This window comes from Microcoleus sp. CAWBG27, from assembly GCF_020883145.1.
Taxonomy (GTDB): Bacteria; Cyanobacteriota; Cyanobacteriia; order Cyanobacteriales; family Microcoleaceae; genus Microcoleus.
The window spans coordinates 24679-43948 of sequence record NZ_JAHREU010000042.1 but is presented as its reverse complement, the minus strand read 5'-3'; the positions used below and the strand labels follow the sequence as shown (position 1 = coordinate 43948).

Here is a 19270-nt window from a genome sequence, read left to right as displayed (position 1 = left end):
AGCTTTAGTTTAGCTAAAGAAAAAAGTTTTGCTTCTTCCTTGGTTACACACGCTATATTTATTGGTAATCAAATAGCGATCGCACCTCATTAACATCTGATTTTAGATTGCTACTTTCGATCAACCCAGTATTGTGTTCTACGCTTGTGATGTGCAACCGCTAAAATGCGAATCAGATCGCCTTCTAAAATACGATAAAGCAGAGAGTAGGAGAACTTTGGTAAAATCACCCGACGAACAGAACTTTTAACCTTTGAACCAGCTTCAGGATATAGCATGAGGAAGTTTACTGCGTCTTCTACTTCTCCCAAAAACTCTAACCCAAGCCCAGGTTTTTGTTCTTCGTGATAGGCAGTGGCATCAATTAATTCTTGTTCGGCTAGTGGATGAAATATCACGTTTTTCATTGCAGAAGCCCACGAATCTTCTCAAACACTTGTTCAGCCGGAATACCAGTGACTTGGCCGCCATCCATTTCTCGATCGCGCCTTTGGGCTTCTTCGACCCAGACAGATGCCACTTCTGGATCGATTTCACTACTTTGTCCCAAGTGCTTTAGGAGTCGCGATAGCAATATTGCTTGAGAATCCCTTGGCAATGCCATAACCTCAGCTTCAAGATTTTCAATGGTCATAATATTTAAGGGTTTTATGATACACTAATTCTATCATACTTTGGAATCAAAGGTGGCATCAGGCAACATCTTTGGTAATTGTAAGGTCGATATTATCGAGGATCGGTAAAGGAAGATTCATGGTGAGACCAAGTAAAATCCAGTCTTCCAATACCTCTTGCAATTCTTCCCGACAAGCTTCGAGAGTTACAGCATTTGCATAGACTCCTTCACAGATAGGAATTTCTCCGTAGAAAGTCCCATCATCAGGGAAAATTTCATACTTAGCTTGCTTCATGGCAGCTTGGATGTATTTAGTTAACATATTAAAGCACTCTCCTTTATGGATTTCTAGCTAATGACTTTATAAATAAGTTATAGCATCAATTAATACTTGTTCAGCTAGTGGATGAAAAATAGAGTTTTTCATTCCAAATTACGATCGCCCAAAAAATTCATGACTGAGACTTAAGTTTGGCCTTGGCTGCTCGCAGCTTTTCCCAAGCTGCTTCTGTTCCTGGCCTTGGTGGTAGGGCGGCAATTCGGGCAATCAGATCGCGATTTTTTTCTTCATAATACAGCCGAAGTTCCTCAGCTTCCTTAAGAACCATTTGATACTCAGCTTCAACATCAGCGCGATTTGCCTCAATATAAGCTAAAGCCGCATTAATTTGTTCCTCTGTCAGATCGAACAATCCCCTGATAAACTTGGGCGGATATTGAGCCGTTACATAGTCCATGATGTCGTAGATCGTGATGCGCGTACCTGCGATCGACAGTCCTCTTTCTGTACGGATAATCGCTGCTTGTTCGTTGGATATGGTTGTCATTTTTATAGCCTCCTCGAAGTTATTTTTAAATTGGTCGAAAACTCTGCACAAAATTCAGCCAGCGATCGACTTTATTGCCAGTAATGTCTAACATTGGGATAGAACGAGTTCTGGATATTGGCGGCCCTGCTTCTTCCTGAGAATATTCGATCGCACTACGCTCTGGTTTGCCTAAACCGTAAGTCTTCGCAATATCTCCCGCCAACAGACAGGTGATTCTGAATGTCCCCATGCTAATTCTGCCATTTCCGGCCCTGTACTCCCAATCTCTAAAGCCAGCCCTGGGTATCTCCTGGCAATCAGCATAGGTCACTTCAAACATCTTAGCGATGTGCACGTCATAGAGTCGCAACTGACCCCCATAGGCAGATTTTGTGGTGTCCGCCTCCGACACCGTAAGGGTATAGGTTCCTTCCCCGTGTTGCAGTCTCATCGGAACCTTTGTCTGGGCGATCGCCCCTGGTATCCTCTGAATAGGAGTCCCGAAAACCCAACTCATAGTAATAGCGGTCAAGCTGGTGAGGAATAATTCTTTCGCGCTTCTCATTTATCTCTTAAAAGCTATAGCCTATTTGTAGCATATATTTAATTTTACTATAACTGTAATTTTTAAGAATAATTTTACGGTTATACCTCAATAGGGTTTACTTAACGCTTTTGATGAATTTCATCTGACGATTTTTGGATTATAAAGAGGTGAAGTAGATATTAAGAAGATTTTACCGCAGAGAACACAGAGAACACAGAGAGGGGAGGGATAAAAGGTTTTTTTACGACATCCAAAACCCTCGCAATACTCTTCCCTCTGCGCCAAAAGCGCCCCAATACGGTTCAAAACTCTTCTCTTGATGGAGTGGATTGTATTTCAATACGGTTTACTTAATGCTTTTGATGAATTTCATCTGACGATTTTCTGGCAATATAGCCATTTTGGGCAAGTCAGATTTTTCTTAAGTCAACTGAATGAAGGTTATACCTAAATTTTATGTATTGAACCAACTGCCAAACTATACGATCGTAACTATTGATGGGCAGATTTATTTCGTCAAAGGCGATCGGCTCGCTCGGCACTGAAATTAGACATCAAGAAATAATCAAACCAGGAGTGAGCCGTTCCTCAGACGCCGCTCCAAATATGCAATTTAAATTCAGAATTGTTTGCCAGCCAACGCTACTTGAATTTATCCTCAAACAAGCAAGGCTGCTAACAGATTTTTTACCACTTCCCCGCATGAAGACACCAGGTGTTCGTGGTACTTTCTGTAACTTACACTTTTACGCTAAGTTAGAATGGCAAATTTCTAGAAGTCTTCAAAACCATGCCATCAGCAGTACCAGTTACGATCGTAGTCACAACCCCAACCCCAACCAGCCCGGGTACAAGGCCCGGAGGCTCTGCTACCGCTCGCAATGGCACCAGCGGCCCTGACTCCCTCAGCGGTACTGCCGGCGCTGACTTGATCTTCGGTTTGGGAGGCGCTGACAGCATTTTAGGTTTGGGGGGAGACGATAGCCTCTACGGCGGTGACGGCGACGACTCAATACAGGGCGACGCTGGTAATGATTTGCTGTTCGGCGGTGCAGCCCGCGACAGCGTTTTGGGCGGCGCGGGCGACGATACTTTCTACGGGGGGAAAGGTGCTGACTCGTTAAGCGGGGATGATGGCAATGATTTGCTGTTTGGCAACCAAGACAACGATACTTTGTTGGGCGACGCGGGCAATGATACGTTTTTTGGCGGTGCCGGCGATGACTCGCTGTTTGGTGGGCTGGGCGATGATTGTTTGTCGGGCGATCGCGGCAGAGATACTTTAACTGGTGGCGCAGGGAATGATACTTTTTCGATCGGGCGATCGGCAGATGGCGATGTGATTACCGATTTTACTGTTGGTACGGATAAAATTCGCTTGAGAGCTGACCTCACTTTTGCCGAACTCACCATTTCTGCTGGGCCCGGAACCGTGCCGAGTACAATTGTTCAGTTTACAAGTACCAAGGAAACTCTGGCTACTGTATTGGGAGTTACTATCTCTCGGACGGACTTTATTTTTTAATTGGGAATGGTTCAACAGTTGACAGTTAACAGTTGACAGTTGACAGTTTGAGAGGAACCTCTACTTATAAGTCCGAGGATTGCATTAATGAATCGTCTGATTTTAATTTCCCCCTAAAACGGAGAGGCTTTCAACCAATTATTTCTGGTAATGGGGATTGAGAATTTGGTAATTGGTAATTGGTAATTGGGCTTGCGGGTACTTTTTAGTTTTAAGTTTTCAATGTTGAACTTTTTAACTGAAAACCGGAAGCGTTGCGACCAACAAAGCAATGTCAAAACGTTTCTTTTTCCTTATTTCTTGTTCCTTGTTCCTTGTTCCATCTTCCCTCGAACCGATTTCCATTACATCCGTTATATCCCGTACACTGCTCGTTGCCGAACTTCCCTCTTCCTTCTTTCTTACTAATGACTATTGACGGTTTTCTCAATCTCAACAAACCTGCCGGCATGACATCTCACGACTGCGTGGGGCGAGTGCGCCGAATGTTGAAACTCAAACGAGTGGGACACGGAGGAACCCTCGATCCGGCTGTGACTGGCGTTTTGCCGATCGCCCTTGGAAGAGCAACCAGACTGCTGCAATTCCTCCAACACCACAAAGCTTACCGAGGTACGATTCGGTTTGGCTTAACTACCGCTACGGACGATTTAGAAGGAGAAATCCTGAATTCTCAACCTGTCCCGGAGTTGAGTTTAGAACAAGTGCAAGCTGCACTGCCGAATTTTATCGGCAAAATCGAGCAATTTCCGCCGAGTTTTAGTGCAGTGCAGGTGGGAGGAAAACGGCTTTATGAGTTAGCTAGAAAAGGCGAAACTGTGGAAGTTGCGGCTAGGAATGTTGAGGTGTTTCGGCTGGATATCTTGGGTTGGCGGCCCGGCGATTTTCCAGAATTGGATTTGTCGATCGCCTGCGGGGCCGGTACATACATTCGGGCGATCGCCAGAGACTTGGGCGCACTATTGAATGCAGGCGGTACTTTGGCTGGTTTGACTCGCACCGAAAGCAGCGGTTTCTCGATCGACCAAAGTCTCACGTTTGAAGAATTAGAAGTGCAATTGCAGGAGAATACATTCAGCCCGATTTTGCCATCGGCGGTTTTGAGACACTTAGGTGCGATCGTCCTTTCTCCTGAATATACCAAACGCTGGTTTCAAGGACAGCGCCTCCCGATTCCCGAAACGACGATAGAAGCCGAGAAAAGTAGCAACAATCCCCCTGAAAACTTAATACCCGAACCTCCCTATCCCTTGCAAGTTTACGATCGAGATGGTAATTTTTTAGGTATCGGTCAGGTAGCAAACTCAGATACAACTACCATATTGTCTCCTCAAATTGTCTTTTAGGTATCCAAGAGGTGAAAATGAAAATAGGTATAATTGGTGCTGGAAATGTTGGCGGAACTCTGGGACGCATTTTAACTCAAAAAGGTCACTCCATTGTATTTGGCGTTAGAGACCCCCAGAGTGCAAAAGTGCAGTCGGCGGTGGAAGCGACAGGAGGAAATGCGCGAGCAGCTAGCGTTGGGGAAGCTGCAAGTCACGGTCAAGTTTTGATCTTAGCTACGCCTTGGAATGGCACGCAAGAGGCGATCGCCGCTGCGGGAGATTTGACTGGCAAAATTATAATTGACGCCACTAACCCGATCGAGATGACACCCGCTGGACTTGCTGCTGGACTGACAATCGGATACACTACCTCGGCAGCCGAAGAAATTGCCAAATGGGCGATCGGATCGCAAGTTGTAAAAGCGTTTAACAACATTGGCGCAAGCTGTTTTGAGAACTTGCAGTTCGGTTCGCAAACAGCAACTGCTTTTATTTGCGGAGACGATGTAGAGGCGAAGAAAATTGTCACCAATCTTGCGAAAGATATCGGATTTGAAGTTGTAGATGCAGGGACACTCCAACAAGCTAGATTGTTGGAACCTTTGGGAATGCTGTGGATTAACCTAGCTTTCAGCGGTATGGGACAAGATTTTGCGATTAATTTAATTAAGCGCTGAGGTGAAGATTGTGAAAGTATTGCTGATCGGATTAATTCGAGGCTACAAAATGGGGATTTCTCCTTATTTGCCTAACGCCTGTAGATTTCAGCCCACTTGTTCCCAATACGCGATCGAAGCCATAGAAAGATTTGGGCCAGCCCGCGGCGGCTCGATGGCAGTTAAGCGGATTTTGCGCTGTCATCCTTTTCATCCGGGGGGTTACGATCCCGTACCTCCCAAAGATAGCGATTAGTCATTAGTCATTAGTCATTAGTCGTTAGTTATTAGTCATTAGTCGTTAGTCAACTGTCAACTGTCAACTGATTAAGACTGTCAACTGTCAACTGTCAACTGTCAACTGTTTAAACTAGCATCAGGTAATTTGTTATTTTGAACGCAATTCAGTAATATTACTGTTTTTTTCCCAAACTCAGCAGCGATATAATAGGGAAAACAGGAGTACAGGGAATGCGAGTTGATATGTCTGCTACCGCAATCGGGTACAAAATGCTTTCTCATACTTTGGCAGTCCTCAGCCAGAAACAAGCAACGGGAAAACTGCTATTAGAGCAAGGTGAGCAACAGTGGCAACTATACTTTTTTCAGGGTAGTTTGGTTTATGCCACAGGAGGAGCGCACAGAGCGAGGCGCTGGTACAGGGCTATTGGACAACACTGTCCCAACTTTCAAGTGGATCTTAGAGATCTGGAGGCTCGGGAACTGTGGGAATATCAACTGATTCAGCAAGGGCTAGCTGCCAGCGAAATGAGTTTGCAACAAGCTAAGGCGATCGTCCACAGCAGCATTTCCGAAGTTTTGTTTGCTCTGATCGGTCAATCGGGTTTGCGTCGGGAGTGGCGTCCGTCGGAAAAATATTTTTCTAAAATAATATCTTCTTTGCTGCTGTCTGTAACGGAAGTAGAACAAATTCTGTACTCTACAGAACTAATTTGGCAGAAGTGGAAAGGCATGGGTTTGTGGCTGGTAGAACCAGAACAAGCACCCCTTTTAAAAGCGTCTGCCCAGTTGCAGGAAAATCGATTTAGTTCTAACTCTTTGATAGCTTTGGCTAACGTATTTAACGGCGAGAATACTCTTTGGGATATTGCATTGAAGAAAAAGCAGTGCGTGACAGTCGCAACTCGCGCTTTAGTTAATTACATGAAGCAGGGTTTAGTAAATTTCCGCACAGTACCAGACTTACCGTCGCCTATAGAACAGTGGCGCCTTGCTGCGTCGATGGCTGGGCAGGTTCGCCCTTTGATTGCCTGTATTGATGACAGTCCGACAGTATGCGAATTTTTACAACAAATTTTATTGCCGGCGGGGTATCGAGTTCTAAAAATTCAAGATCCGATGGATGGAGTGGGCATCATTGCCAAACAAAAGCCTGCTTTAATTTTTATGGACGTGGTAATGCCGAAGACAAACGGCTTTGCTTTGTGCAATTTTTTGCGACAAACACCTAGTTTTCGGGAAACTCCGATCGTGTTTTTGACTGGTAAAGACAGTATAATCGATCGCACGCGAGCCAAACTTACAGGTGCTTCCGATTTTTTGAGCAAGCCGCCCAATCCGGAACAGGTTTTGCAAATAGCTCAGAAGTATTTAAAGGTAAAAGGCGATCGCAACCCTTTAGGAATTCGCCCCGACAATTTACTGAATTCGCGGCAACTTACTTTGGCAAATTCTTGAACCAAATTTATGCTCAAAAAGCATCCCTTATCCGGTGCGTCAGTCTCTGTCGCACCTTAAACGTATTATAATAAAGACGCAACTAGATTTGATAAATAAATCTTTGAGGGGCGAGTGTATAATTTTTCTGGATTTCACAGCCAGCATTTTAGTAAATCCGCCCAGCCTATATAGATTCTAATGCTTCGGACTTGATATTCATGATGAGCGATCGAACTCCGCAGGTAAGCGTGGTGATTCCGGCTTACAACTGTGCTGCTTACGTCGGCCAAGCCGTAGATAGCGTGCTGCGCCAAACCTATACTGACTGGGAAATTATTGTAGTAGACGATGGTTCCCGAGACGACACCAAATTAGTTTTAGAGCAATATGGCGATCGCATTCGCTACATTTACCAACAAAATCAAGGAGTTTCCATTGCCCGAAATCGCGGCATCGAACTAGCGCAAGGAGAATTCATCGCCTTTCTCGATGCAGATGACTACTTTTTACCCGAGAAATTAGCAGCACAAATTGCTGTATTCAGAGCGCAACCAAATCTAGGAATAGTCCACAGTGGCTGGCGTCAAGTCAACAGTATAGGCGAACGGATTAAAGATGTCAAACCCTGGAAAAACGTCCCTAAATTAGACCTAGAAATGTGGCTGCGGTGGAAACCAGTATTGCCCAGCGCAATGATGTTTCGCCGCGAATGGTTAGAGCGCGCTGGCGGTTTCGATCCTCGATTTCCCCCGGCTGAAGATACAGATTTAGCGCTGCGTTTAGCATTAATGGGATGCGAAACAGAATGGCTGCGGCAAATAACAGTTTGCTACCGCCAGCACGAACAAAGTGCCATGTACAAAGGTTTACCGCAGGCTAAATCCTTGGCGGCGGTAATGGACAATTTTTTTGCGCGGCCCGAAGTGCCGGATAAAATACGTTTGTTGGAAAAGCAAATCAAGTACAGTACGTTGGTTTGGATTGCTTGGTATTTGCACCGCACCGGTCATCCTGTTGAGATGGCAGAATTTTTGCAGCGTTCTTGGAATTATACGCCTTATTTGCCAGTGGAAACAGTAATTAATTGGGCGGAGTGTTTTACGGAATTTTCGCAGGATGCGGGCAATGAATTGGATGCAGATTTATTAACTCAATCTCCCGAATGGCAGCAGTTAATGCAGTGGGTTATTCTCAGCAGCTATACTACAATAGGTTTGTAGTGAGGAATTTAGTCCTTCTTAGAGGACTAAAGTCCTCACTACGAACCTTCTTAGATTGGTAAATAAGGTTTTTTTAACGAACCGCGAAGGCGCAAAGGACACGAAGGAAGAGAAGAGAAAAAGTGCTAAAGTTTTTTGGCAATGTGAAATGCTGAAATATAGGAAGCTTTGATGATATTTACGCAGTTTTTTGCGAGCGCTTCCCCCAAATTTGTTAACAATGATTTTCTTTTTTGCTCGTCTAGCGCGATGTACTCCGAGTAAGTCTGCAAAAGATTCAGATAATCCTCAATACTGTAGGTAATTTCACATACTAACTGTTCGTAAATTAAATCTTCGTACAGGCCTGAGTCGATGATATTTTGTCCGATTTCTTTGATACTTTCTGCTTGATTGACTCTTTCTTTGGCATGATATACTGCTAGAGATGGAGCTTGAGTTTGACAAACTTCATTTAAAACTCGGTAAACTTCATCTTCTGGCAAAACTCCGGCATTCCAGAGCAAAATCAATGAACCTTTATCTTTTAATGCGGCGGCCGTTTTTTGATAGCGAATCTCTGGTGACACCCAATGAAAAGAAGTCGCCGCCAGCACAGCATTGAATTTATCAGTTTCTAATTCCCACTCTTCCAAAGTTTGATTTTTAATCTTTACAGATGGATAAGTTTTACAGTTTTGTCGCGCTAGCTGACAAGCTGGCTGACTGGGTTCGAGACAAAGCATTGCAAAGCCTAATTCCGCAAACGGAACAGTGGCTATTCCGGGGCCGCATCCGATTTCAAGAATGTTGGCGTTTGAGGGAAGTTCGGCTAATTCGACAACGCGATTAATTAGTTGTTGGGGATAGCGCGGTCTAGTTTTGTTGTAGAAACCTGCTATTTCGCTGTACCAATTTTTTCGCTGTTCGTAACTGTAGGTAGTGGTATATTCACTATACCAATCTTGAGTTTCTTCTGATTTATTAGCCATTGTTAAATCTTTCTTTTCTCTTCTCCTCTCTTCCTTCGCGTCCTTTGCGCCTTCGCGGTTCGTTCAAACTACTTATATTAAAATGCGAGATTATCCTTCAGTTTCAGCTTCAGTATAAATTGGCGGCCAAAGTTCAGCAATGGGCAATTCCCAACCAGGAAAAAGTTCGGATACCGTCAAAATATCTCCATTACCCAGCACAATTGGTTCGCCTTCGGGACGGTAAACTGTAACAGTTTCTTCATCCGGGTCGATCAGAATGCCTACTTGTGCGCCGAGTTGGATAAAATTGAGAATCTTTTTTTCGAGCGGTTTAATACGATCGCTCTGTGATTTAATTTCTACTACCAAGTCTGGGACTAATTCTGCGAAATAACGGGTACTTTGCCGGATCCGGGCGGCCCGCACAAAGGAAACATCGGGTGCTGTGAGCGTCGCGTCAGGCAAAATAAAGCCACCTGCGGAGTCAAAAATTCGGCCCAAACGCCGGGGATAAACCCAATTGGCAAGCAGCCAAATGAAAAGTACACCAATTTCACTTGATACAATATCTGAGGGGCCCACAATGATAATTTTCCCGCTTTCTAGTTCAAGTTGGTAGTCTTGACCGGCTTCTTTGAAGGTTTTTTGGACTTTTTCTAAGTCTTTGAGTGTCATCATATTAATTTTTACCTCGTAGAAAAGGAGTTACCGCAGCTACAGCTTTGGGCTGCATTGGGATTGTGGAACCGGAAACCTCCGCCCATCAAGTCTTCTGAATAATCCAAGGTTAGCTCATTGAGATATTTTAAGTGCTGGGGGTCGATCGCAACTTGAACTCCCTCAGACTCGCAGAGAGTGTCTTCTGGGACGGGTGCATCGTCAAATGCCATTGTATAGGACAAACCGGAACAGCCGCTCGATTCTACGCCCAGACGAAACAAAGCATTGGGATTGGGATACTTTGACTTGAGGCGCTTTACTTCTGTGGCTGCTGTTTTGCTTAGATGAATCATTAATTTTATTGGTTATTGGTTATTGGTTACTGGTTATTGGTTACTGGTTATTGGTTATTGGTTACTGGTTATTGGTTACTGGTTACTGATTGGTGCGAATAACAAATAACAAACAACAAATAACAAATAACCAGTTTATAGGTTATTTAGCCTTAGATTCTGTCCGCGCGTAATCGTCTTGAAAGCGCACAATATCATCTTCTCCTAGATATTCACCATTCTGCACTTCAATTAAAATCAGGGGAATCACTCCCGGATTTTCCAGACGGTGAGAAATGCACTGTGGAACATAGGTAGACTGATTTGTAAATAGAACTTCTTCGGTTTCGCCACAAGTAACTTTAGCAGTACCGGAAACTACGATCCAGTGTTCGCTGCGGTGGTGGTGCATTTGCAGGCTGAGGCGGTGTCCCGGCTTGACTTCGATCCGCTTAATTTTGTATCCCGGGCCTTCTTCAAGTGTTGTAAAAGAACCCCACGGGCGTGATTCTGTAGCGGAAATTCCGTTGGGTGCAGCAGATGCAAGCAGAGTTAATGTTTGAGAAAGTTCTTGAGTTTGAACCATGATTTTTTACTCCTTCGGGATTGCTTGTTGAAGCCTTTAGTAAACGATGTTGGTTTTTGAGGTGAGCTAATTTGTTGTTAAAATCTAACCTCACCTGCGCGGAAGGGTTAGCGAACTGTACATTTTACTGTGAAATCTGCTCTTCCCGATCGACCAGCCTTAACAACCATAGCAAAATCACTATAGTAGTTGTCACCTGTGATGGGTGCGATCGACCAAATCTACATCAAATCTTCATCTGGGGCGGCTGGTTCTTTATTTAATGGGAACATTTTATAAGATTTATGGTTGTTTTGGATTTTTTTAACCGCAGAGGGCGCAGAGGGCGCAGAGAAAGAGCGGATGTAGCGATTTTATCCTATCACTGTTCAGATCCCGATCGTGTCCAGCTTCATTCGGCGCGATCGCAGCTTGAATATCCTCTAGATGTGAGTCGCTATCACAATTACTCATCTCTCTTCTCTTCCTCTGCGCTCTCTGTGGCCTCTGCGGTTAAAAAAAAATCCAAATATCTAATTTATCAATTAATTACCAACAAACTATTTTTTACTTATTTATGAACAGGCAAGATGCCTATTGCTGACAATGGCGTAACATCTCAGCTTTAACTATTTTTTCACCGTCACTCGATCGCACAAGCTTTGATTTTTTGATGGATCTACCCAATGCAGTAGATCCACATATAATACATGATACTAGGTCGATCGCCATTCCACGCTCAACTCTAGATCAAAATCTTTTCGTCACTTTGAGAGACACATCAAAATGAACAACCACGGACTGCCACAAAAGCAAGGCCTGTACGATCCCCAGTTCGAGCACGACGCTTGCGGAGTCGGATTCATTGTACACGTCAAGGGTAACAAATCTCACGAAATAGTCGAACAGGCACTGACAATTCTACTGAATCTCGATCACCGAGGTGCGTGTGGCTGCGAGCCCAATACCGGAGATGGCGCGGGCATTTTGATGCAAGTGCCCCACAAGTTTCTTAAGAAAGCAGCCGCAGCTTTAAATATCGAACTTCCCGAAGCAGGCGAGTACGGCGTCGGTGCGATTTATTCGTCGCGCGATCGAACTCAACGGGAAAACGGCAAACGCATCTTTGCTGAAATCGCCGCCGAAGAAGGTTGTCCCGTGCTCGGTTGGCGCGAAGTTCCTACTGATAACTCGTCCCTCGGAGATACCGCCAAAGCCAGCGAACCTTTGATGCAGCAGGTGTTTCTGAGTCGCGCCGCAGGTATGGACGAGGCGGGTTTTGAACGGAAACTTTACGTCATCCGCAAGCGAGCTCACAATGCGATCCGCAGGCAGAAGGTAGACCCGTACTGGTATAATTCTACGCTGTCATGCCGGACGATCGTCTACAAGGGAATGCTGATGCCGGTGCAAGTCGGAGATTATTATCCCGAACTGCATGACCCCGACATGGAAAGCGCTTTAGCACTGGTTCACTCGCGCTTCAGCACGAATACTTTCCCAAGTTGGGAACGATCGCACCCTTACCGCTACATCGCCCACAATGGCGAAATTAACACGATGCGCGGCAACATCAATTGGATGAACGCGCGGCAATCGATGTTCGAGTCGGACTTGTTCGGAGACGATTTAAAGAAAATCCCCAATTTAATCAATGTCGAGGGTAGCGACTCCACTATCTTTGATAATGCTTTAGAATTGCTGACTTTGGCCGGGCGTTCTTTGCCTCATGCCATTATGATGATGATTCCGGAACCTTGGACAGCCCACGAGTCGATGAGTGATGAGAAAAAGGCTTTCTACGAATACCATTCTTGCTTGATGGAACCTTGGGACGGGCCTGCTTCGATCGCCTTTACTGATGGTACATCGATCGGCGCTGTTCTCGATCGCAATGGTTTGCGTCCATCTCGCTACTGTATCACTAAGGATGACTTAGTAATTATGGCATCGGAAGCCGGAGTTTTGCCGATCGCACCGGAACGAATTCTTTCAAAAGGCCGTTTGCAACCGGGCCGGATGTTCCTGGTAAATACAGCAGAAGGCCGCATCGTTTCTGACGAGGAAATTAAACATCAAATTGCCTCCGAACATCCATACCGCGAGTGGATTGACACGCACATGGTCGAGATTGCCAAACTTCCAGATGCGCCCGCAGATTCAGCCAACTCTCCCAAGGAGACAGTGGATCTATTGCAGCAGCAAATGGCTTTTGGTTACACCTTTGAAGAACTGCGGATGCTGTTAGCACCGATGGCACGGGATGGAGTGGAAGCTGTCGGGGCGATGGGTGCGGATACGCCGTTAGCTGTGTTATCGAACAGGCAAAAATTGCTTTATGAATACTTCCAGCAACTGTTCGCCCAAGTTACGAATCCGCCGATTGATTCGATCCGTGAAGAGATTGTGACTTCTGCGGAAACAACGATTGGATCGGAACGCAATTTGCTCAAGCCGGAACCAGAAAGTTGTCATTTAATTGAACTGAAAACACCGATTCTCAGCAATGAAGAATTGGCCAAACTCAAACACGTTTCCCAAGGTAATTTCAAGTCGATTACCATACCAATTTTGTTCGACCCGAAAACAGGTGTCAAAGGTTTGGAACAAGCCTTAGAAGATGTGTTCGCAGCAGCCGATCGCGCGATCGCCTCTGGGGTAAATATTCTCATTTTGTGCGATCGGGGAATCGATGCCGAAAACGCTCCAATTCCGGCGCTGCTAGCAGTTGCGGGCCTCCACCATCACCTAATCCGCCAAGGTACGCGGACGCGGGCGGGACTGGTGCTCGAATCCGGCGAACCGCGCGAAGTCCACCACTTTGCGACTTTAATCGGCTACGGTTGCGGTGCGATCAATCCCTATTTGGCCTTCGAGACGATCGCAGATTCGATCCGCGAAGGTTTGCTGGTAAATGTTGATACCAAGACAGCTTGCAAAAACTACGTGAAAGCCGCAACCAAAGGCGTGACCAAAGTTGCGTCGAAAATTGGGATTTCCACAATTCAAAGTTATCGCGGCGCGCAGATATTTGAGGCGATCGGCTTAAACAAATCCGTAGTCGATAAATACTTCACTTGGACAGCATCGCGAATTGCCGGAGTTGACCTCGAAGTCATCGCCCAAGAAGCAATTTTACGCCATACTCACGCATTCCCCGATCGCCCTTCCAGCGGCAACACCCTGGATGTCGGCGGCGAATACCAATGGCGCAAGGAAGGCGAAGCCCACTTGTTCAGCCCGCAAACTATTCACGCCCTGCAAAAAGCCGTGCGCGAAGGAAGTTATCCACTTTTCAAACAGTATTCCGGGCTAGTTAACGAACAAAATCAACAGCATTTTACCCTGCGCGGTTTGTTGGAATTCAAGCAGCGAGAATCGATCACAATTGAAGAAGTTGAACCAGTGGAAGCTATTCTCAAACGCTTCAAAACCGGGGCGATGAGTTACGGTTCGATTTCCCAAGAAGCCCATGAATCTTTAGCCGTCGCCATGAATCGCATTGGTGGCAAATCGAACACCGGTGAAGGCGGGGAAGATCCGGAAAGATATACTTGGACAAACGATCGCGGTGACTCAAAAAACAGTGCGATCAAACAAGTTGCTTCCGGGCGTTTCGGCGTTACCAGCTTGTACCTTTCCCAAGCGAAGGAGCTCCAAATCAAGATGGCGCAAGGGGCAAAACCCGGAGAAGGCGGACAGTTACCCGGTAAAAAAGTATACCCGTGGATTGCCAAAGTCCGGCACTCAACTCCCGGTGTAGGCTTGATTTCGCCTCCGCCTCACCACGACATTTATTCGATCGAAGATTTGGCCGAATTGATTCACGACTTGAAAAATTCCAACCGGGAAGCCCGAATTAGCGTCAAATTAGTGTCAGAAGTGGGAGTTGGGACGATCGCAGCCGGTGTCGCCAAAGCCCACGCCGATGTCGTGCTCATCTCCGGGTACGACGGCGGTACGGGCGCGTCACCGCAAACTTCGATCAAACACGCCGGATTGCCTTGGGAGTTGGGATTGGCCGAAACTCACCAAACCCTGGTACTCAACAATCTCCGCAGCCGAATTGCCGTGGAAACCGACGGACAACTCAAAACCGGCCGCGATGTAGCAATTGCTGCACTGCTTGGCGCAGAGGAATTCGGTTTTGCCACCGCGCCGCTGGTGACATTGGGCTGCATCATGATGCGCGTGTGCCACCAGAACACTTGCCCTGTGGGCGTTGCCACCCAAGATCCCCTGCTGCGGAAAAACTTCACGGGAGATCCGCAACACACGGTAAACTTTATGACATTTATCGCCCAAGAAGTCCGCGAAATCATGGCGCAGTTGGGCTTCCGCACTTTGAATGAAATGGTAGGGCGCACCGATGTTTTGGAAGCACAACAAGCGGTGGAACATTGGAAGGCTAAGGGTTTGGACTTCTCGAACATCCTGTATCAACCCGAAGTTGGGGCGGATGTCGGGCGCTACTGTCAGATGCCGCAGGATCACGGTTTGGAAAAGTCGATCGACCTTAGTGTACTGCTGGATTTGTGCAAAAGTGCGATCGAACACGGTACACCAGTCAAAGCCACTCTCCCGATTACCAACGTCAACCGCGTTGTCGGCACAATTCTCGGCAACGAAATCACCAAACGCCACTGGGAAGGCTTGCCCGATGATACCGTGCACCTGCACTTCCAAGGCAGTGCGGGACAAAGCTTTGGGGCATTCGTACCCAAGGGAGTCACCCTAGAGCTCGAAGGCGAAGCCAACGACTATTTGGGCAAAGGCCTCAGCGGCGGCAAAATCGTCCTGTACCCGTCGCCAGCTTCTACCTTCGTCGCAGAAGAAAACGTGATTGCAGGCAACGTGGCGCTTTACGGAGCCACATCTGGGGAGGTTTTCATCCGGGGGATGGCCGGCGAACGTTTTGGGGTGCGTAACTCCGGCGTGAATGCGGTAGTCGAGGGCGTGGGCGATCACGGTTGCGAGTACATGACTGGCGGCAAAGTTGTAGTTTTGGGTGCCACCGGGCGCAATTTTGCAGCAGGAATGAGTGGCGGTGTCGCTTACATTTTGGATGAAGCCGGTGATTTTGCAACTCGCTGCAATATGTCGATGGTAGCGCTGGAAACACTGGAGGATGCTGAGGAAATTGCCGATTTGCGGCAGTTAATTCAGACTCATTTTGATTTGACTGGAAGTGCGATCGCATCGAAGGTTTTGGCAAATTGGGATGGGATGTTACCGGTGTTTGTGAAGGTGATGCCGAAGGATTACAAGCGGGTGTTGCAGGCCATCCAAAGGGCGATCGCTGCGGGTTTGAGCGGTGATGATGCGCTGACGGCTGCATTTGAAGAAAACGCTCGCGATGTCGCTCGGATTGGGGGTAGCTAGGGTTCTGCGTCACAGCAGAGAAACCGGGTTTCTGCGATAATTTCTGCATCATCGCCGAGATTGTGGAAAGAAACCCGGTTTCTGAGGCCTCGGTGTACCAGGAGCTCTATCGTCACAGCAGAGAAACCGGGTTTCTGTGATAATTTCTGCATCATCGCCGAGATTGTGGAAAGAAACCCGGTTTCTGAGGCCTCGGTGTACCTGGAACTCTGCATCACAGCAGAGAAACCGGGTTTCTGCGATAATTTCTGCATCATCGCCGAGATTGTGGAAAGAAACCCGGTTTCTGAGGCCTCGGTGTACCTGGAACTCTGCATCACAGCAGAGAAACCGGGTTTCTGCGATAATTTCTGCATCATCACCGAGATTGTGGAAAGAAACCCGGTTTCTGAGCCCCCGCGCCTAGTCCAAGAAACCGGGTTTCTGCGATAATCTTGATCTTGGTGAGGATGCCAAGATTTGGGTGAGAAACCCGGTTTCTGACTCCCCACCAACGGTTTCTAACTCCCCACCGATATGCCATATGCCACATCGTGAAGTTATCTTACAAGCGGGTAATTACTACCATGTTTATAACCGAGGTAATGACCGTCAGTTGATATTTTTTCAACAAGAAAACTATATTTATTTTTTACGCCTATTAAGACACCATTTGATTACTAATGGTGTCGATATTATCGCTTATTGTTTGATGCCGAACCACTATCATTTATTGGTTTACCTGAAAACCGATCGTTTTTCTAAGCTGATGCAGTCATTTACTCTGTCCTATGTCAAGGCTATCAATAAACGCTATCAAAAAGTCGGTTCGCTGTTTCAGGGAAGGTTTCAAGCGATTCATGTAGATAGAGAAGAGTATTTATTACACCTAACTCGCTATATTCACTTAAACCCAGTCTCTGCTAACATAGTTGAAAAAGCAGAAGACTGGGAATTTTCCAGCTAAGAATATATCGATTTGCGTCATGGGAGTTTACCTAAAATAGATGAAGTGCGATCGCAATTTCAGTCAGCAGAAGCTTATCGCTACTTTTTAGAAGACTTAACTAGCGATAAATTAATCCACCATCTAACCTTTGAAGAATAGCCAAAGTCCAAGAAACCGGGTTTCTGCGACAATCTCCGAATCCCCACCCAGATTTAGGAAAGAAACCCGGTTTCTAACCCCCCACCAATCACCCCAAAATCAAAGAAACCGGGTTTCTACGACAATCTCGGCATCCCCACCCAGATTCAGGAAGAAACCCGGTTTCTAACTCCTCACCAACAGCCCCAAAATAGTGTTGAATTCTTCGATCTGTTGGGAAACACTGTAGCAGTTGCGACGCTACCTGGAAGTTATTTGCGATCGCAAATAAGTACGGCAGTTGTTGCTTTTTCTACTGCCGCTTCTGCATGAATCCTCGTTGTCGGAAACAATCCAACCGTAGCATCTCCAGTATGAATTAGTAACTCAATCTCTGTGCAGCCTAAAATAATGCCTTCTGCACCGGATTCAACTAAGCTATTCATAATCTTGATATATTGCTTTCTAGATTCTGGATTAATAATTCCAAGACACAGTTCTTCATAAATGACTCGATGTACCACCTCTCGTTCATCATCATTTGGAATGAGCACCTCTAGCCCATGTTTATCTACCAGTCGCCCTCGATAAAAATCCTCCTCCATCGTAAAACGAGTACCCAACAAGCCGATCTTTTGAATGCCACTGGACTGAATCTTCTCAGCCGTCGCATCCGCAATATGGAGAAACGGAACTTGAATATTTGCCTCAATCTCATCCGCAAGTTTATGCATTGTGTTAGTACAGAGAACGATAAAATCAGCTCCTGCCCGTTCAATGCTTTGTGCTGCTGCAACCATAAAACCTGCTGCTTCTTGCCAGCGACTTTGATGTTGCAAAGCCTCGATTTCTGCAAAATCAACTGAGTACATCACGCTTTTAGCAGAATGCAATCCCCCAAGCTTGCTCTTGGTGACCTCGTTAATGATGCGATAATACTCAATTGAAGACTCCCAACTCATTCCCCCAATTAGCCCAATTGTTTTCATGGTGGCTCCTCAAATGACTAAGACGATCGGCTACAATCATTGTAGATTACCACAACTTAAGGTCAAGGGAAACGCTGTAGCTGTTGTGACGCTACCTGGAAGTTATTTGTGATTTAATTGAGCGATTCGCCATTGAACTCACTCCAAATTGCTGTTGCCCGACCCGTTTGATATAATGTTGTTACTAGATAGATGACATCAGATAATTCTACTCAAACAGTCACAATTTACAAAGCTCCCCAACCAGGGTTAGCGCAAAAATTACTGCAAGATGGTTTCCAGCCAGCAGATTTTCCACACAATCCACCCTACGAAAATGGCAAATGCTACTTCGCAGCCCCCGATTCGAGAAGTCTGGCTGAAGAATATAACAATCATTACCAGCAAGGAATATTGGAGGTGATAATAGACAAGCAAACTTACGAGATAACATTTAAGCCACTGGAAACATTCTATCAGGGCGGCCCAAGTATTGAACTAGCAATCCCGCACAATCTTTTTCCCATTTTGAATCAGTTTCCGAGAATCCTAAAACAGCAATAGTTGACTATGAATCAAGAATTTTGGAACTCGATCGAATCCAAGTATCCACTTGGAAAACTCATATACGGCAAGATAGAATTTCATGCACCTTTTGGAGTATTTGTCAATCTTGGCGATGCAGAGGTAAAAGGACTTATTCAAATTTCCGACTTTCTCGATACCGGCTCGATGACACCAGAAATGTATCCCGATATTGATTCGCCTGTTGGTGCTGTTGTCATTGGCTACACTAAAGACGATCGCCAACAAGTTTGGTTGAGCGTTAAACCCAGCGTTCTACAGAAATCCCTTGTCAAGTTAAAAATTCCTGTTGCAAGTCAATTATGATGCAGACAGGCCATGAAAGCGATTGAAACACTTTTGTCGGAAAGCACGTTTTTCTGATTCCAGATTAACAAG

At 45.9% G+C, this 19270-nt stretch carries 23 protein-coding genes; 12 read left to right on the top strand and 11 right to left on the bottom strand.

Annotated features, from left to right (window positions below; all coding sequences use genetic code 11):
• Positions 1-110 precede the first annotated feature (110 nt).
• From QZ938_RS21370 to QZ938_RS21350, 5 genes are all read right to left on the bottom strand, one after another.
• Positions 111-407, bottom strand: a complete 297-nt coding sequence (locus tag QZ938_RS21370; protein WP_293332050.1) for a type II toxin-antitoxin system RelE/ParE family toxin — start codon at positions 405-407, stop codon at positions 111-113.
• Positions 404-604: an addiction module protein gene (locus QZ938_RS21365; RefSeq protein WP_293363103.1), complete on the bottom strand. Its 201-nt coding sequence runs from the start codon at positions 602-604 to the stop codon at positions 404-406. Before QZ938_RS21365 ends, QZ938_RS21370 begins: the two co-directional genes overlap by 4 nt.
• A gap of 88 nt (positions 605-692) precedes the next feature.
• On the bottom strand, positions 693-938 hold the full coding sequence (locus QZ938_RS21360; protein ID WP_293150573.1) for a type II toxin-antitoxin system HicB family antitoxin: 246 nt from the start codon (positions 936-938) through the stop codon (positions 693-695).
• Between the two features lie 130 nt (positions 939-1068).
• Positions 1069-1443, bottom strand: a complete 375-nt coding sequence (locus QZ938_RS21355) for a DUF433 domain-containing protein (protein ID WP_293350584.1) — start codon at positions 1441-1443, stop codon at positions 1069-1071.
• Positions 1444-1468: 25 nt separating this feature from the next.
• On the bottom strand, positions 1469-1990 hold the full coding sequence (locus tag QZ938_RS21350) for a hypothetical protein (protein ID WP_293350581.1): 522 nt from the start codon (positions 1988-1990) through the stop codon (positions 1469-1471).
• Between the two features lie 772 nt (positions 1991-2762).
• Between QZ938_RS21350 and QZ938_RS21345 the strand changes: the two genes are divergently transcribed.
• The 6 genes from QZ938_RS21345 (at position 2763) to QZ938_RS21320 (ending at position 8381) form a co-directional block, all read left to right on the top strand.
• Complete coding sequence (locus QZ938_RS21345) at positions 2763-3497, top strand: calcium-binding protein (RefSeq protein ID WP_293350578.1); 735 nt, start codon at positions 2763-2765, stop codon at positions 3495-3497.
• A gap of 407 nt (positions 3498-3904) precedes the next feature.
• On the top strand, positions 3905-4843 hold the full coding sequence (truB, locus tag QZ938_RS21340; protein ID WP_293350574.1) for a tRNA pseudouridine(55) synthase TruB: 939 nt from the start codon (positions 3905-3907) through the stop codon (positions 4841-4843).
• 17 nt (positions 4844-4860) lie between these two features.
• Entirely contained in the window at positions 4861-5502 is a 642-nt protein-coding gene (locus QZ938_RS21335; protein ID WP_293350571.1) for an NADPH-dependent F420 reductase, read from the top strand.
• Positions 5503-5512: 10 nt separating this feature from the next.
• Complete coding sequence (gene yidD, locus QZ938_RS21330) at positions 5513-5737, top strand: membrane protein insertion efficiency factor YidD (RefSeq protein WP_293350568.1); 225 nt, start codon at positions 5513-5515, stop codon at positions 5735-5737.
• 227 nt (positions 5738-5964) lie between these two features.
• The gene (locus tag QZ938_RS21325; RefSeq protein WP_293350565.1) at positions 5965-7179 is read left to right on the top strand and encodes a response regulator; all 1215 of its coding nucleotides are present in this window, start codon (positions 5965-5967) and stop codon (positions 7177-7179) included.
• 203 nt (positions 7180-7382) lie between these two features.
• On the top strand, positions 7383-8381 hold the full coding sequence (locus QZ938_RS21320) for a glycosyltransferase (RefSeq protein WP_293150609.1): 999 nt from the start codon (positions 7383-7385) through the stop codon (positions 8379-8381).
• 125 nt (positions 8382-8506) lie between these two features.
• Here QZ938_RS21320 and QZ938_RS21315 read toward each other — a convergent pair whose 3' ends face one another.
• From QZ938_RS21315 to QZ938_RS21295, 5 genes are all read right to left on the bottom strand, one after another.
• Positions 8507-9352, bottom strand: a complete 846-nt coding sequence (locus tag QZ938_RS21315; protein ID WP_293350562.1) for a class I SAM-dependent methyltransferase — start codon at positions 9350-9352, stop codon at positions 8507-8509.
• A 90-nt stretch (positions 9353-9442) separates the two neighbouring features.
• The gene (locus QZ938_RS21310) at positions 9443-10009 is read right to left on the bottom strand and encodes a Uma2 family endonuclease (protein ID WP_363318802.1); all 567 of its coding nucleotides are present in this window, start codon (positions 10007-10009) and stop codon (positions 9443-9445) included.
• A gap of 11 nt (positions 10010-10020) precedes the next feature.
• Positions 10021-10347, bottom strand: coding sequence for an iron-sulfur cluster assembly accessory protein (locus QZ938_RS21305; protein ID WP_293150543.1), 327 nt, complete (start codon positions 10345-10347; stop codon positions 10021-10023).
• Between the two features lie 142 nt (positions 10348-10489).
• Entirely contained in the window at positions 10490-10912 is a 423-nt protein-coding gene (locus QZ938_RS21300; protein ID WP_293150540.1) for a phosphomannose isomerase type II C-terminal cupin domain, read from the bottom strand.
• Between the two features lie 303 nt (positions 10913-11215).
• Positions 11216-11365 carry a hypothetical protein gene (locus QZ938_RS21295; RefSeq protein WP_293332014.1) on the bottom strand — a complete coding sequence of 50 codons (150 nt, stop codon included), beginning with the start codon at positions 11363-11365 and terminating at the stop codon, positions 11216-11218.
• Positions 11366-11677: 312 nt separating this feature from the next.
• On the opposite strand from QZ938_RS21295, the gene gltB reads away from it, so the two are divergent.
• The 4 genes from gltB (at position 11678) to QZ938_RS21275 (ending at position 17360) form a co-directional block, all read left to right on the top strand.
• The gene (gltB, locus tag QZ938_RS21290; RefSeq protein ID WP_293350559.1) at positions 11678-16273 is read left to right on the top strand and encodes a glutamate synthase large subunit; all 4596 of its coding nucleotides are present in this window, start codon (positions 11678-11680) and stop codon (positions 16271-16273) included.
• A gap of 165 nt (positions 16274-16438) precedes the next feature.
• Positions 16439-16705, top strand: coding sequence for a hypothetical protein (locus QZ938_RS21285; protein WP_293350556.1), 267 nt, complete (start codon positions 16439-16441; stop codon positions 16703-16705).
• Between the two features lie 91 nt (positions 16706-16796).
• Positions 16797-17219 carry a transposase gene (locus tag QZ938_RS21280; RefSeq protein ID WP_293350553.1) on the top strand — a complete coding sequence of 141 codons (423 nt, stop codon included), beginning with the start codon at positions 16797-16799 and terminating at the stop codon, positions 17217-17219.
• 12 nt (positions 17220-17231) lie between these two features.
• Positions 17232-17360 (top strand): hypothetical protein, encoded by a 129-nt coding sequence (locus QZ938_RS21275; protein ID WP_293350550.1) that lies wholly within the window; start codon positions 17232-17234, stop codon positions 17358-17360.
• A gap of 251 nt (positions 17361-17611) precedes the next feature.
• On the opposite strand, the gene QZ938_RS21270 is transcribed toward QZ938_RS21275, so the two are convergent.
• Entirely contained in the window at positions 17612-18328 is a 717-nt protein-coding gene (locus QZ938_RS21270; RefSeq protein ID WP_293350547.1) for an aspartate/glutamate racemase family protein, read from the bottom strand.
• A gap of 192 nt (positions 18329-18520) precedes the next feature.
• On the opposite strand from QZ938_RS21270, the gene QZ938_RS21265 reads away from it, so the two are divergent.
• Both QZ938_RS21265 and QZ938_RS21260 read left to right on the top strand, forming a co-directional pair.
• Positions 18521-18871, top strand: a complete 351-nt coding sequence (locus QZ938_RS21265; RefSeq protein ID WP_293350544.1) for a hypothetical protein — start codon at positions 18521-18523, stop codon at positions 18869-18871.
• Positions 18872-18877: 6 nt separating this feature from the next.
• On the top strand, positions 18878-19198 hold the full coding sequence (locus QZ938_RS21260) for an RNA-binding protein (RefSeq protein WP_293350541.1): 321 nt from the start codon (positions 18878-18880) through the stop codon (positions 19196-19198).
• Positions 19199-19270 lie beyond the last annotated feature (72 nt).